Raw genomic sequence first — 13,354 nt, forward strand, 5'->3', positions numbered from 1 at the left:
TGCCCTCTCTATTCTGGATATGTAGAGTCCAGATTATGAAGATGAGTGAGGGCGTGGAATGGGCCCTGCACAGCTGCCTGAACCTGGCCTGGATCGGACCCGAGCGCGCGGTCCCCGCCGCGCGCCTCGCGGCCTACCACGAACTGCCGGCCGCCTACCTCAACAAGCAGCTCCAGGCCCTCGCCCGGGCCGGCATCGTCAGCTCCGTCTCCGGCCCCAAGGGCGGCTTCCGGCTGGCGCGCGGCCTGGACCGGATCACGCTGATGGACGTCGTCGCCGCGGTCGAAGGCCCTGACGAGGCCTTCCGCTGCACCGAGATCCGGCAGCAGGGCCCCGGCGCCGGCCCCTCCGGCTCGTACGCCGCCGAGTGCGCCATCGCCGGCGCCATGGGCCGGGCCGAACTGGCCTGGCGACGCGAGCTGATGGCCCAGACCCTCGACGACGTACGGGAACGGGCCGAGCTCCAGGCCCCGGAGGCGCCCGAGCGGATCCGCGACTGGTTCGCCGCCGCCTGACCCGACCGGCGCCCGCTATTCCGGATGCCGGACATCCAGTTCACGGACGTGTCACCGGCCGCCCCCGAGGCGGCCGCGATCCCCGGAAGGACGCCACCGGCGCCCCCGTCCCCGGCGACTTCGCCGCGCAGGTCGAGCTCTCCCTGACGCCTCAGCGGGGTCGCGGCGCTCGCGCTGCCGGGGATGCTCTTCGAGATCGACGCGGTGGCCGTGCGGCCCGTCGCCTGATCCACTTGCGGGGCGCCGGGCGGAGGTGTGCCCTTGAGGGTGCGGGAAGCAGCAGGGGGGCGACCCGAAGGAGCTCCTGCCATGGCGGCACACGCAGCGGTACCCGTCCGGCGCCAGATCAGTACCCACGGCTGGGGATGGGCGATCACGGTCGGCGTCCTGTACGGCCTCTACGCGGCCACCGTCGCCCGGCACGGCGGCCCCACCACGCTGGGCCAGCTGTGGCTCGGCCTGATCTCGGCGGCCGTCCTCGCCGTGGGCATCCAGATGCTCAGGCGCTACGGGCGCGCCCTGCCCCGTGAGCTCCGCGCCGTCGCCTGGGGCGCGTTCGCGGGCATCGCCCTCGGCTTCCTCTTCAGCCTGTCCGGCGCCAGCGTCCTGTCGTCGAGCGGGCTCGGACTGACCTTCGGCGCGCTCAACGGGGCCTGCGCCTACTACCTCTTCTACACCCACGAGGACGCCGCCGGGCGCCCCGCGCCGTACTGACGGCCCCCGCCCCGGGACTCGCCGCCGCGCCGGCGCCGCAGGTAGGCGACCGTCACGGCGGCGAGCAGCACCGGCCAGGCCGCGAGCGGCGCGTAGCAGGCGATCAGCAGGGCGTCCTGGGCCGGTGAGGCCGGGACGCCGGGGCCGAGGTCCGCGTACGCGGCGTACACGCCCCAGCCCGCGATGGCGCAGAGGCCCGCGACCCCGGCGAAGGCCGCGCCGGCCGCCGCGGACGGGTTCACCCGGCGTCCGCCGAGCAGGGGGAGCCGACGGGGGAAGACCTCGCCCCAGGACCGCACGAGGCCCAGGGTGAGGAAGGCGAGCAGCTCGGACACGACGCTGAGCGAGACGACGTACGCGGACATCCCGAAGTCCATCGCGCCGAACTCGGCGTCCTGCGTCACCGGAAGACCGGCGACGAGCGCGAGCCGCCACAGCCCCGACGGGAGGGTGACGAGCGGGACGGCATGGGCGGCGAGGACGGCCCAACGGGGCACGTCGGGCAGGGCCTTGGTCTTCATCATGCGTCCAGCCTCCGCCGCCCCCGGCCCCGGGTCGTCGCCCCGGAGTCCGGTCCGCCTCCGCCGCGCGGCGGAGACGGCCCTCGTCCGCGCGCACGGCGAGTACGGGTGGGGCCCCGCGCACGGCGGTGGCGCCGGCGGGGTGGCCGACGGAGACTGGGAGGAGCGCCCTCCCGGAGGAGACACGGTATGACCGACCTCGCCATCGAGACCGAGGGCCTGGTCAAGGTCTTCGGCGCGACCCGTGCCGTCGACGGCATCGACCTGCGCGTGCCGGCCGGGACCGTCTACGGGGTCCTCGGGCCCAACGGGGCCGGCAAGACGACCGCCGTGAAGATGCTCGCGACGCTGCTCCGCCCCGACGGCGGCCGGGCCAGGATCTTCGGCAGGGACGTCGTCGACGACGCCGACGCGGTACGCGGCCGGGTGAGCCTGACCGGGCAGTACGCCTCCGTCGACGAGGACCTGACCGGTACGGAGAACCTGGTGCTGCTCGGCCGGCTGCTCGGCCACTCCCGGCCCGCCGCCCGCGAGCGCTCCGCGCAGTTGCTCGCCGCGTTCGGGCTCGCGGAGGCCGCCGACAAGCAGGTCAAGAACTACTCGGGCGGCATGCGGCGCCGTATCGACATCGCCGCGTCCATCCTCAACACCCCCGACCTGCTCTTCCTCGACGAGCCGACGACCGGGCTCGATCCCCGCAGCCGCAACCAGGTCTGGGACATCGTCCGCGCGGTGGTCGCCCAGGGCACCACGGTGCTGCTGACCACCCAGTATCTGGACGAGGCGGACCAGCTGGCCGCCCGCATCGCCGTCATCGACCACGGGAAGGTGATCGCGGAGGGCACGAAGGGCGAGCTGAAGGCCTCGGTCGGCTCGGGTTCGGTGCACGTACGGCTCCGGGACGCGGAGCAGCGCCCGGAGGCGGCGCGGATCCTCGGGGAGGTGCTGAGGGCCACCGTCCAGCTCGATCAGGACCCGGTCGCGCTCACCGCCACGGTCGACGGCCACGGCACCGACCTGGGTGCCGCCGAGCAGGCCGCGCGGGCGCTCGCGGAGCTGGCGCGGGCCGGGATCACCGTCGACGACTTCGGGCTCGGGCAGCCCAGTCTCGACGAGGTGTTCCTGGCGCTGACGGACAGGAAGGGAACAGCGGCATGACCACGGTCGCCACCGGCAAGGACACCCAGGGCACGGACGCGCTCGACTTCGTCGCGCCGGACGCCGACGAGCTGGCGGCGCTGCTCGTGGGGCGCTCGCGCCCGCCGCGTCCCAGTGCGCTCTCGGCCTCGATGACCTTCGGCTGGCGGGCGATGCTGAAGATCAAGCACGTGCCGGAGCAGCTGTTCGACGTGACGGCGTTCCCGATCATGATGGTGCTGATGTACACGTACCTCTTCGGGGGCGCGCTGGCCGGTTCGGTCTCCTCGTACATCCAGTTCCTGCTGCCGGGCATCCTCGTGATGAGCGTCGTGATGATCACGATGTACACGGGGGTCTCGGTCAACACCGACATCGAGAAGGGCGTGTTCGACCGGTTCAGGACACTGCCGATCTGGCGGCCCGCGCCGATGGTCGGCTATCTCCTGGGCGACGTCGTGCGCTATCTGATCGCCTCGGCCGTGATGCTGACGGTGGGGATGCTCATCGGATACCGGCCGGACGGCGGGGTCCTGGGCGTGCTGCTGGGGGTGGCGCTGCTGCTGGTGTTCTCGTTCGCGTTCTCGTGGATCTGGACCATGTTCGGTCTGCTGCTGCGCAGCGAGAAGTCCGTCATGGGCGTCTCGATGATGGTGATCTTCCCGCTGACGTTCCTGTCGAACGTGTTCGTGGACCCGAAGACGATGCCGGGCTGGCTCCAGGCCTTCGTCAACAACAGCCCGGTGACGCATCTGGCGACGGCGGTCCGTGAACTGATGGCGGGTGAGTGGCCCGCGGCGGACATCGCCTGGTCGCTGGGGTGGTCGGCGCTGCTCGTCGTCGTCTTCGGGGCGGTCACGATGCGGCTCTACAACCGCAGGTAGCCGGTGCTTCCTGTCAGGCGGGCGGCTCGTCGTGGGCGGCGGTCTCGCCGCGGACGACGACGACCGGGCAGGGGGCGTGCTGGGTGACGTGGGAGGAGACGGAGCCGAGGACGGCGGCCTTGAAGCCGCTGTAGCCGCGGTCGCCGACGACCAGGAGCTCCGCGCCCTCGGCGGCGTCGAGCAGGGCCTGGGGGGCGTTGCCGCTGACGACGGTGCGGGTGGTGGCGGCGGCGACCTGCGGGTCGAGGGCCTTGGAGAGGGACTCGTCGAGGATCTGCTTGGCGAGCCGCTCGGGGTCGAACTCGGCCGGGACGCCCGGCATCAGCGTCGCCCAGGACGCCGGGTACTCCCAGCTGATCACCGCCTGGAGGGTGTCCCCGGTGAGGGCGGCCTGGGCGGCCGCCCACTTCAGCGCCTTGAGGGAGGGCGCCGATCCGTCGACGCCCACCACGATCCTGCCGGCCATCGCCGACCTCCGTTCGTTGTACGGCACATCTGAACGATCCGCCACCAACGTAACAAAAGGGGTCAGTCCAGGCGAAGGTCCGCCAGCTGGCGTTCGAACGGAACGACCTCGTCCTCGTCCTGCTGCCGGGCCGGCCGGGCCGCGACCGCGTCGGCCAGCTCCTGACCCGCCCGGGTGATCCGGGACGGCAGGCCGTCCGTCCACTCGTCGCCGCCCGAACCCCAGTCCTCCGAGGCCGCGTAGACGGCGGTCGGGATCGTGAGGGCCCGCAGATAGGCGAAGAGCGGCCGCAGCGCGTGGTCGAGGACCAGCGAGTGGCGGGCGGTGCCGCCGGTCGCGCCGATCAGGACCGGGGTGCCGGTCAGCGCCGCCGGGTCGATCAGGTCGAAGAAGGACTTGAACAGACCGCTGTAGGAGGCCGTGAAGACCGGGGTCACCGCGATGACCCCGTCGGCGCCCGTCACCTTGTCGATCGCCGCCCGGAGCTGCTCCGACGGGAAGCCCGTGACGAAGTTCTTCGCGATGTCGACGGCGAGGTCGCGCAGTTCCACCACCTCGACGTCCACGGCGTACTCCTGCTCGGCCAGCCGGTACCGGGCCGCCTGGAGCAGCCGGTCGGCGAGCAGCCGGGTGGAGGACGGGGCGCTGAGTCCGGCGGACACGGCGACCAGCTTCAACGTCTGCATGGCCTCAGACCTCCAGCTTCTTCTGTACGGACGGGTGGAGCGGGGCGGTCTCCGGCACGCCGGCGGGCCGCAGGTTCGCGAACTCCTTGCGCAGCACCGGGACGACCTCCTCGCCGAGGATGTCGAGCTGCTCCAGGACCGTCTTGAGCGGCAGCCCGGCGTGGTCGACCAGGAACAGCTGGCGCTGGTAGTCGCCCACGTAGTCGCGGAAGGACAGGGTGCGCTCGATGACCTCCTGCGGCGAGCCGACGGTCAGCGGGGTCTGGCTGCTGAACTCCTCCAGGGAGGGGCCGTGGCCGTAGACCGGCGCGTTGTCGAAGTACGGGCGGAACTCCCGTACCGCGTCCTGCGAGTTCTTCCGCAGGAAGACCTGGCCGCCGAGGCCGACGATGGCCTGCTCGGCGGTGCCGTGGCCGTAGTGCGCGTACCGCTGCCGGTAGAGGCGGACCATCTTCTCGGTGTGCTCCTTGGGCCAGAAGATGTGGTTCGCGAAGAACCCGTCGCCGTAGTAGGCGGCCTGCTCGGCGATCTCGGGGGAGCGGATCGAGCCGTGCCAGACGAACGGCGGGACGTCGTCGAGCGGGCGCGGGGTGGCGGTGAAGCCCTGGAGGGCGCTGCGGAACTTGCCCTCCCAGTCGACCACGTCCTCCCTCCACAGCTTGTGGAGGAGCGCGTAGTTCTCGATGGCGAGCGGGATGCCCTGGCGGATGTCCTGGCCGAACCACGGGTAGACCGGGCCGGTGTTGCCGCGGCCCATCATCAGGTCCACCCGGCCGTCGGCGAGGTGCTGGAGGGTCGCGTAGTCCTCGGCGATCTTCACCGGGTCGTTGGTGGTGATCAGCGTCGTGGACGTGGACAGGATCAGGTTCTCCGTGCGGGCCGCGATGTGCCCGAGGAGGGTGGTGGGGGAGGACGGCACGAACGGCGGGTTGTGATGCTCGCCGGTCGCGAAGACGTCGAGCCCGACCTCCTCCGCCTTGAGCGCGATGGCGACGGTGTTCTTGATCCGCTCGTGCTCGGTGGGGGTACGGCCGGTGGTGGGGTCGGTCGTCACGTCACCGACGGTGAAGATCCCGAACTGCATCGTGCTCACCTCTCGCTGGGCTCTTTGGTTGAATCTTAAACTGTCACGTCCAACGGCGCGACCCCCCGCCCTATTCCCGCCCGTACCCTGGACGCCATGACCGAGAAGACCCACGACAACGAGAACTGGAAGGAGCGGGGCGTCGCGCTCCGCGTCTTCGTCTACGTCTTCGCCACCCACGCCTTCGCCGGCTTCGTCTGGCTCCTCTTCTACGTCGGACAGAACGCCCAGAAGTGACCGTCCGGTAAGGCCCCGCACCGGCTCACGTAAAGTCCCGCACGTGAACGCTGCGATATCGGTGGTGTCGGTCGTCGGAATCGGCGCGGACGGCTGGGACGGGCTCCCCGAGAGGTCCCGCCGCGTCCTGCGCGCCGCCGACGTGCTGCTCGGAGCGCCCCGCCAGCTCGACCTGCTCCCCGCCGAGGGCCCCGCCGCATGCCCCGGCGAGCGCGTCGCCTGGCCCTCGCCGCTGCGGCCCGCCGTCCCCGGACTGATCGACGCCCACCAGGGCCGTACGATCGCCGTCCTCGCCAGCGGAGACCCCTCCTTCTACGGGATCGCCCGCACCCTCGCGGAGACCGTCGGCGCCGAGCGCCTCGACGTCCACCCGCACCCCTCCTCCGTCTCGTACGCCTGCGCCCGCCTCGGCTGGGCCCTGGAAACCGTCGAGACCGTGTCCCTGGTGGCCAGGCCGCTCGCCGCCCTCGCCGCCGCCCTCCACCCCGGACGGCGCCTCCTCGTCCTCGGCGAAGGCCCCGGCACCCCCGCCGACGTCGCCGCCTACCTGCGCGCCACCGGCTGGGGCGGCACCCGCGTCCGGGTCCTCGAACAGCTCGGCGGGCCCGCCGAGCGGCTCCTCGACGGCACCGCCGCCGACTGGCCGCACGAGCGGACCGACGCCCTCCACGTCCTCGCGCTCGACGCCGTACGGGACCCGGACACGCTCCGGCTCGGCGCCACGCCCGGACTCCCCGACGAGGCGTACGAACACGACGGCCAGCTCACCAAGCGGTACGTCCGCGCCGCCACCCTCGCCGCGCTCGCCCCCGCCCCCGGCGAACTCCTCTGGGACATCGGCGGCGGCTCGGGATCCATCGGCATCGAATGGATGCGCACCCACCGCTCCTGCCGGGCCGTCGCCGTCGAGAAGTCCCCCGAACGCGCCGCCCGCATCACCCGCAACGCCGACACCCTCGGCGTCCCCGCCCTGCGGGTCGTCACCGCGCAAGCGCCCGAAGGACTCGCCGCCCTCCCCACCCCCGACGCCGTCTTCATCGGCGGCGGCCTCACCGTCCCCGGCCTCCTCGACGCCTGCTGGAACGCCCTCCCGGCCGGCGGCCGGCTCGTCGCCAACACCGTCACCCTCGAATCAGAGGCGCTGCTCGCCGACCGCTACCGCCGCCACGGCGGCGAACTCGTCCGGCTCGCCGTCGCCGCCGCCGTGCCGGTGGGCGGGTTCACGGGATGGCGCCAGGCCATGCCCGTCACCCAGTGGTCCGTAACGAAGTAATCGAAGGGTTCACCACAGTCATGACCGTCTACTTCATCGGCGCGGGCCCCGGCGCGGCCGACCTCATCACCGTGCGCGGCGCGCGGACCCTCGCCCAGTGCGGCGTCTGCCTCTACGCCGGCTCCCTCGTCCCCACCGAACTGCTCGCCGAGTGCCCGCCGGACGCCCGGCTGATCGACACCGCCCAGCTCGACCTCGACCGGATCGTCGCCGAGATCGCCGCCGCCCACGAAGCCGGCCACGACGTCGCCCGCCTCCACTCCGGCGACCCCTCCGTCTTCAGCGCCGTCGCCGAGCAGATGCGGCGCCTCGACGCGCTCGACATCCCCTACGAGGTCGTCCCCGGCGTCCCCGCCTTCGCGGCCGCCGCGGCCGCGCTCAAGCGGGAGCTGACCGTGCCGACGGTCGGCCAGACGGTCATCCTCACCCGCATCGCCCAGCAGGCCACCCCCATGCCCGAGGGCGAGGACCTCGCCACCCTCGGCCGCAGCGGCGCCCTCCTCGTCCTGCACCTGGGCGCACGGTACGTCGACCGGATCGTCTCCGAACTCGTCCCCCACTACGGCGCGGACTGCCCGGCCGCGGTCGTCGCCATGGCCAGCCGCCCCGACGAGCTCGTCCTGCGCGGCACCCTGGAGGACATCGCCGACCAGGTGAAGGGGGCCGGCATCACCAAGACCGCCGTCATCATCGTCGGCCGCACCCTCGCCGCCTCCGAGTTCCGCGACAGCCACCTGTACGACCCCGCGCGGGAGCGGCACACCTGCTGAACCCTTTGCGGAGACGACGGAGGCCGGACCCCCACACGGGTCCGGCCTCCGTCATCACCACCACGGCTCAGGCGTTCGGCCGCTTGCCGTGATTCGCCTTCTTCTTCTTCCGCGCCCGCTTCTTGTTCCCGCGCTTCGCCATGGGAATGCCTCCCTTTCGTGGGGAATTTCGTGGGGGATCCTGCGTCGCTGTCGAGCCTAGGTTCGGGGCCGGGGGCCCGCATGTCGGTGCCACCGTCTTGAATGGGCCCGTGACCGTCTACGACGTCGCCCGGGCGCTGCCGGGCATCGAGGAACTGCGCGACCACAGCCGAGGGCTCGCGATGCTGGAAGCCGTGCTCTGCCCGGAGTGGGAGAGCCGGTACTACTCCTTCGACGCGCACTGGTCGGAGTACGAGCAGCTGGCGTCCATGAAGAACGGCCAGGGCGACGAGTACACGATCGTGCTCTCGCCGGCGGGCGCGTTCGCCCGCGTCTTCGACCACGAGTCGCCGCTGAGCCCGTTCGGGGAGCTCGCCGACGGGCAGACCTGGCCCGGCGTGCTCGACGGAGTGCCGGAGGCCTTCCGCGCCTACCTGACGGAACCCGCCTTCACCGACGAGGACGGCGTCCACGTCACCACCGCCTGCCTCTGGCGCGAGCCCGCGGACACGGCGTGGCGGACGGGCACGGTCGCGTACCCCGACGAGGCTTCGGCGGAGGACCCGGACGGCTCGGGCCGCCTGCTCCACCTCCTCGTGGACCGTTCGGCCGAGGCCTACGCGGAGTGGGCCTCGGACTACTACGAGACCGAGGTCGACGTGGCGGCCGTGCGCCAGGTCCTGGCGCTCACCCCGCTGACGGCCGAGCTCGTCGCGGCCCTCAACCCCGACGTCACCCTCGCCGACCTCGCCGAGGACATCGCGGAGACCGGCTACCCGGTCACCCCCGGCGACGCGTAGCCGCCCACTCCGGCGCCAGCAGCGACATCACCGTCGCGTCCACCCGCTCGCCCTCCCACAGGAGGGCGCCGCGGAGGGTGCCCTCCGCGGTGAAGCCGACCTTCTCGTAGACGCGGCGGGCGCGGGGGTTGAAGGCGTAGACCTCCAGGGAGACGCGGTAGAGGCCGAGGGTCTCGAAGCCGTAGCCGACGATGAGGCGGGTGGCCTCGGTGCCGAGGCCGCGGCCGGAGCCCTCGGCGGCGAACGCGATCCGGAAGGAACAGCTCTCGTTGTCGGCGTCCCACTCGTTGAGGACGGCCTCGCCGACGACCCGGCCCGTGGCCCGTTCGACGACGGCGAGGTCCAGCCGGTCGTCCTGGACGTTCCGGGAGCCGTACCACTTCCGGAGGGCCGGCTCGTCGAACTCGACATGGGAACCCGTCAGCCGGGCCACCTCGCGGTCCTCGAACAGGGGAAGCAGCGCGGGGACGTCGTCCTCGGTGAGCGGACGGAGGGTGACGAGCTCGCCCGTCAGGGTGGGCTTGTGGAGGAAGTCGGGCATGCGGCGATCCTCCACCGCGGGCCCGCCGCCTGTCGCCCGGATTACGCGCCGGGTCCGGCGGTCGCCGTCCGCCGTCCGCCGACCGCCGTCCGCCGTCCGGATCAGGCGCCCGGTCCCGCCGTCGACGAGCGGCCGACGACCGTTCCCGCGCGGTCGATGCAGATCACGTCGACGGCGACCGGGGCGCCCCGCAGGACCGCGAGGGCCTCGTCGCGGGCGCGGGCGGCCACCAGGTCGCCGAGCGGGACGCCGGCGGCCTCGCAGAGGCGGAGGGCGGCGAGGCCGGTGTTCGCGGCGGCGATCTCGGCCGCCAGGGACTCGGAGGCGCCGCCGGTGCGGGCCAGGGCGGCCAGGAAGCCCTTGTCGACCTGCGAGCGGGCGGAGTGGAGGTCGAGGTGGCCGGCGGCGAGCTTGGAGAGCTTGGCGAAGCCGCCGCAGAGGGTGAGGCGGTCGACGGGGTGGCGGCGGACGTACTTGAGGACGGCGCCCGCGAAGTCGCCCATGTCGAGGAGGGCGATCTCCGGAAGGTCGTAGAGCGTCGTCACCGTGCGCTCCGACGTCGAGCCCGTGCAGCCGGCCACATGGGTGAGGCCGCCGGCGCGGGCGACGTCGACGCCCCGGCGGATCGAGTCGATCCATGCCGAGCAGGAGTACGGGACGACGACACCGGTCGTGCCGAGGATCGACAGGCCGCCGAGGATGCCGATCCGGGGGTTCCAGGTGGAGCGGGCGATCTCGGCCCCGTTGTCGACGGAGACGGTGATCTCGACGTCGCCGCCGGCCCCGTGCCGGGCCGCGACCTCGGCGACGTGCTCGCGCATCAGCTGCCGGGGCACGGGGTTGATCGCGGGCTCGCCGACCTCCAGGGGGAGGCCCGGCAGCGTGACCGTGCCGACCCCCTCGCCGGCCCGGAACACGACGCCGGAGCCGGGCGGCAGCAGCCGGACCGTCGAACGGATCACCGCGCCGTGCGTGACGTCCGGATCGTCGCCGGCGTCCTTCACGACGGCGGCCATGGCCGTCCCCCCGCCCTCGCCCCCGGTGAGCAGCTCCGCGGTCAGCGCGAAGGACGGCGTCTGGCCCTTCGGCAGCGTGATCGTCACCGGGTCGGGAAATTCGCCGGTCAGCAGGGCCGTGTACGCGGCGGTCGTCGCCGCCGTCGCACAGGCACCCGTCGTCCAGCCCGGGCGGAGACCGGTGTGCTTGAGTTGGGCCTCACGCCCGCCGCCTGAAGTCACGAAGAGGCTCCTGTGCACATACTCATTCTCGGCGGGACCACCGAGGCCCGCGCCCTGGCCGCGCTGCTGGACGGCACCGCCGGGCTCCGGGTCACCAGCTCCCTCGCGGGACGGGTCGCGAGCCCCCGCCTTCCGGCCGGCGAGGTCCGCGTCGGCGGCTTCGGCGGGGTCGACGGTCTCGTCCGCTGGATGCGGGAGCACGCCGTGGACGCGGTCATCGACGCCACCCATCCCTTCGCCGAGCACATCAGCTTCAACGCCGCCCATGCGGCCGCCACCGCCCATGTTCCCCTGCTCGCCCTCCGCCGCCCCGGCTGGGTCCCCGGCGATGGCGACGACTGGCACTCCGTGGCCTCCCTCGACGAGGCGGCCCGCGCCCTGGACGGTCTCGGCCACCGCGTCTTCCTCACCACCGGCCGCCTCGGCCTCGCCACCTTCGCCCCCTGCCCCCAGTGGTTCCTCGTCCGCTCCGTCGACGCCCCCGACACCCCCATGCCCGCCCGCACCCACCTCCTCCTCGCCCGCGGCCCCTTCACCCTCGACGACGAGCGCCACCTCCTCGCCCACCACCACATCGACGTGCTGGTGACGAAGGACAGCGGCGGCGCGGCGACCGCCCCGAAACTGACCGCCGCCCGCGAGGCGGGCATCCCGGTCGTGGTGGTCCGCCGCCCGCCGGTCCCGGAGGGCGTCCCGGTGGCGACGACTCCTGAGGAGGCGGCCGCCTGGGTGGCCACTCGGTGACTTCGCTCGGCGCGACAGGGGATCTGGCGCGGCGTTGAATGGAGAGATGGATGCCGTCCGATGGCTGGTGACAGCGGGGGTCGTGTCCGTGTTGGGAGTGGCTTCGGGGACGGGGCCGAGTCCGACGCCTGAGCCGCCGGCGGCGCAGCCGCCGCCGTTGTTGGACCGGGCGGATGTGGACCGGGCGGTGGGGCGGGTGGATGCCGATGTCGCGGCGATGATGAAGCGGACGGGGCTGCCGGGGGTGGCGGTGGCGGTGGTGTACGAGGGGAAAGTGGTGCACCTCAAGGGGTATGGGGTGCGGGAGGTGGGGAAGAGCGCGCGGGTGGACGCGGACACGGTGTTCCAGCTGGCGTCGGTGTCGAAGCCGATCGCGTCGACGGTGGTGTCGGGGGCGGTCGGGGTGGAGGGCTGGACGAAGCCGGTGGCGCCGGAGCTGCCGGAGTTCCGGCTGAAGGACCCGTGGGTGACCTCGCACATGACGGTGGCGGATCTGTTCTCGCACCGGAGCGGGCTGCCGGACCACGCGGGGGACCTGCTGGAGGACCTGGGGTACGACCAGGAGTACATCCTGGCGCACCTGCGGTACGAGCCCTTGGCGCCGTTCAGGGCGAGTTACGCGTACACGAACTTCGGTCTGACGGGGGCGGCGGAGGCGGTCGCGGCGGAGAAGGGCGTGGCGTGGGAGAAGCTCGCGGAGGACACGCTGTACCGGCCGGCGGGGATGAACGACACGAGTTCGCGGTTCGAGGACTTCGCGGGGAACCCCGACCGGGCCGTCGGGCACGTGAAGGAGCCGGACGGCACGTGGAAGGCGCGGTACGTGCGGGATCCGGACGCGCAGTCGCCGGCGGGCGGGGTGAGTTCGTCGGCGCGGGACATGGCGGTGTGGCTGCGGCTGCAGTTGGGGAACGGGACGCTCGACGGGCGGGAGATCGTGGACGCCGAGGCGCTGGAACTGACGCACCACCCCGAGTCGGTGGCGTCGCCGGCGCGGGCCCCGGCCGGGCGGACCGGGTTCTACGGGCTCGGCTGGAACGTGTCGTACGACAACGAGGGAAGGCTGCGGCTCTCGCACACCGGCGCGTTCGCGGAGGGCGCGCACACCAACGTGACGATGCTGCCGGGCGAGGAGCTCGGGATCGTGGTGCTCACCAACGGGGCGCCGGTGGGTGTCGCGGACGCGGTGGCGCTGGACTTCTTCGACACCGCGCAGGACGGGAAGCCGAGCCGCGACTGGGTGCCGCTGCTGAACGCGCTCTACGAGCAGGAGGCGGAAGCGGGACGGTCGCCGACGGACTACGCGCATCCGCCGGCCGGTGCCGCGCCCGCGAAGGCGGCGGACGCGTACACGGGCACGTACACGAGTGACTACTACGGCCGGATGACGGTGGCGGAGGCCGACGGCGGTCTGGTGCTGCGGCTGGGTCCCGAGCCGCAGACGTACCGGCTGACGCACTACGCCGGTGACACCTTCAGCTTCCCGACGCGCGGGGAGAACGCCGTCGGGCTGACCGGCGTGACGTTCTCCCCGGACGGGAAGTCGGTGCGGGTGGAGTACCTGGACCAGGAGGGTCTGGGGACGTTCACCCGCGGTGGCTGA

General features: G+C 72.8%; 17 protein-coding genes and 1 pseudogene. 11 read left to right on the top strand and 7 right to left on the bottom strand.

Annotated features, from left to right (window positions below; translation table 11 throughout):
• Positions 1 to 41: 41 nt before the first annotated feature.
• The 3 genes and pseudogenes from ACZ7G1_RS19375 to ACZ7G1_RS19385 all read left to right on the top strand — a co-directional run bounded on the left by ACZ7G1_RS19375 (position 42) and on the right by ACZ7G1_RS19385 (position 1,229).
• Positions 42 to 515 carry an RrF2 family transcriptional regulator gene (locus ACZ7G1_RS19375; protein ID WP_470874405.1) on the top strand — a complete coding sequence of 158 codons (474 nt, stop codon included), beginning with the start codon at positions 42 to 44 and terminating at the stop codon, positions 513 to 515.
• A 150-nt stretch (positions 516 to 665) separates the two neighbouring features.
• A pseudogene (locus ACZ7G1_RS19380) lies at positions 666 to 743 on the top strand (RidA family protein); the annotation flags it as partial.
• A gap of 81 nt (positions 744 to 824) precedes the next feature.
• On the top strand, positions 825 to 1,229 hold the full coding sequence (locus ACZ7G1_RS19385) for a hypothetical protein (protein WP_470874300.1): 405 nt from the start codon (positions 825 to 827) through the stop codon (positions 1,227 to 1,229).
• Here ACZ7G1_RS19385 and ACZ7G1_RS19390 read toward each other — a convergent pair.
• Positions 1,187 to 1,753: a hypothetical protein gene (locus ACZ7G1_RS19390; RefSeq protein ID WP_470874301.1), complete on the bottom strand. Its 567-nt coding sequence runs from the start codon at positions 1,751 to 1,753 to the stop codon at positions 1,187 to 1,189. The genes ACZ7G1_RS19385 and ACZ7G1_RS19390 overlap by 43 nt on opposite strands.
• 186 nt (positions 1,754 to 1,939) lie before the next feature.
• On the opposite strand from ACZ7G1_RS19390, the gene ACZ7G1_RS19395 reads away from it, so the two are divergent.
• Positions 1,940 to 2,908, top strand: a complete 969-nt coding sequence (locus tag ACZ7G1_RS19395) for an ATP-binding cassette domain-containing protein (protein ID WP_470874302.1) — start codon at positions 1,940 to 1,942, stop codon at positions 2,906 to 2,908.
• The gene (locus ACZ7G1_RS19400) at positions 2,905 to 3,771 is read left to right on the top strand and encodes an ABC transporter permease (protein ID WP_470874304.1); all 867 of its coding nucleotides are present in this window, start codon (positions 2,905 to 2,907) and stop codon (positions 3,769 to 3,771) included. The genes ACZ7G1_RS19395 and ACZ7G1_RS19400 overlap by 4 nt, the downstream gene beginning before the upstream one ends.
• A gap of 13 nt (positions 3,772 to 3,784) precedes the next feature.
• On the opposite strand, the gene ACZ7G1_RS19405 is transcribed toward ACZ7G1_RS19400, so the two are convergent.
• The 3 genes from ACZ7G1_RS19405 to ACZ7G1_RS19415 all read right to left on the bottom strand — a co-directional run bounded on the left by ACZ7G1_RS19405 (position 3,785) and on the right by ACZ7G1_RS19415 (position 6,007).
• Positions 3,785 to 4,237, bottom strand: a complete 453-nt coding sequence (locus ACZ7G1_RS19405; protein WP_470874306.1) for a universal stress protein — start codon at positions 4,235 to 4,237, stop codon at positions 3,785 to 3,787.
• Positions 4,238 to 4,299: 62 nt separating this feature from the next.
• Entirely contained in the window at positions 4,300 to 4,923 is a 624-nt protein-coding gene (locus ACZ7G1_RS19410; RefSeq protein WP_470874308.1) for an FMN reductase, read from the bottom strand.
• A 4-nt stretch (positions 4,924 to 4,927) separates the two neighbouring features.
• Complete coding sequence (locus ACZ7G1_RS19415) at positions 4,928 to 6,007, bottom strand: LLM class flavin-dependent oxidoreductase (protein WP_470874406.1); 1,080 nt, start codon at positions 6,005 to 6,007, stop codon at positions 4,928 to 4,930.
• Between the two features lie 96 nt (positions 6,008 to 6,103).
• Here ACZ7G1_RS19415 and ACZ7G1_RS19420 point away from each other — a divergent pair, with 96 nt between their 5' ends.
• The 3 genes from ACZ7G1_RS19420 to cobM are packed head-to-tail and all read left to right on the top strand — an operon-like array spanning position 6,104 to position 8,287.
• Complete coding sequence (locus ACZ7G1_RS19420; RefSeq protein WP_470874310.1) at positions 6,104 to 6,244, top strand: DUF6126 family protein; 141 nt, start codon at positions 6,104 to 6,106, stop codon at positions 6,242 to 6,244.
• A 43-nt stretch (positions 6,245 to 6,287) separates the two neighbouring features.
• Entirely contained in the window at positions 6,288 to 7,517 is a 1,230-nt protein-coding gene (cbiE, locus tag ACZ7G1_RS19425; RefSeq protein WP_470874312.1) for a precorrin-6y C5,15-methyltransferase (decarboxylating) subunit CbiE, read from the top strand.
• 20 nt (positions 7,518 to 7,537) lie between these two features.
• Positions 7,538 to 8,287: a precorrin-4 C(11)-methyltransferase gene (gene cobM, locus ACZ7G1_RS19430; RefSeq protein WP_470874314.1), complete on the top strand. Its 750-nt coding sequence runs from the start codon at positions 7,538 to 7,540 to the stop codon at positions 8,285 to 8,287.
• A 67-nt stretch (positions 8,288 to 8,354) separates the two neighbouring features.
• Here cobM and ACZ7G1_RS19435 read toward each other — a convergent pair whose 3' ends face one another.
• Complete coding sequence (locus tag ACZ7G1_RS19435; RefSeq protein WP_099895366.1) at positions 8,355 to 8,429, bottom strand: 50S ribosomal protein bL37; 75 nt, start codon at positions 8,427 to 8,429, stop codon at positions 8,355 to 8,357.
• A gap of 109 nt (positions 8,430 to 8,538) precedes the next feature.
• Here ACZ7G1_RS19435 and ACZ7G1_RS19440 point away from each other — a divergent pair, with 109 nt between their 5' ends.
• Positions 8,539 to 9,228 carry a hypothetical protein gene (locus tag ACZ7G1_RS19440; RefSeq protein ID WP_470874316.1) on the top strand — a complete coding sequence of 230 codons (690 nt, stop codon included), beginning with the start codon at positions 8,539 to 8,541 and terminating at the stop codon, positions 9,226 to 9,228.
• On the opposite strand, the gene ACZ7G1_RS19445 is transcribed toward ACZ7G1_RS19440, so the two are convergent.
• Both ACZ7G1_RS19445 and ACZ7G1_RS19450 read right to left on the bottom strand, forming a co-directional pair.
• A complete protein-coding gene (locus ACZ7G1_RS19445) occupies positions 9,209 to 9,769 on the bottom strand; it encodes a GNAT family N-acetyltransferase (RefSeq protein WP_470874318.1) in 561 nt (186 codons plus the stop codon). The two genes, ACZ7G1_RS19440 and ACZ7G1_RS19445, sit on opposite strands and share 20 nt — an antisense overlap.
• A 101-nt stretch (positions 9,770 to 9,870) precedes the next feature.
• Complete coding sequence (locus ACZ7G1_RS19450) at positions 9,871 to 11,007, bottom strand: cobalt-precorrin-5B (C(1))-methyltransferase (protein ID WP_470874320.1); 1,137 nt, start codon at positions 11,005 to 11,007, stop codon at positions 9,871 to 9,873.
• Positions 11,008 to 11,019: 12 nt separating this feature from the next.
• Between ACZ7G1_RS19450 and ACZ7G1_RS19455 the strand changes: the two genes are divergently transcribed.
• Positions 11,020 to 11,751: a cobalt-precorrin-6A reductase gene (locus ACZ7G1_RS19455; protein WP_470874322.1), complete on the top strand. Its 732-nt coding sequence runs from the start codon at positions 11,020 to 11,022 to the stop codon at positions 11,749 to 11,751.
• Positions 11,752 to 11,797: 46 nt separating this feature from the next.
• Positions 11,798 to 13,354: a serine hydrolase gene (locus tag ACZ7G1_RS19460; RefSeq protein ID WP_470874324.1), complete on the top strand. Its 1,557-nt coding sequence runs from the start codon at positions 11,798 to 11,800 to the stop codon at positions 13,352 to 13,354.

It is taken from the genome of Streptomyces sp. NPDC037273, from assembly GCF_055603625.1.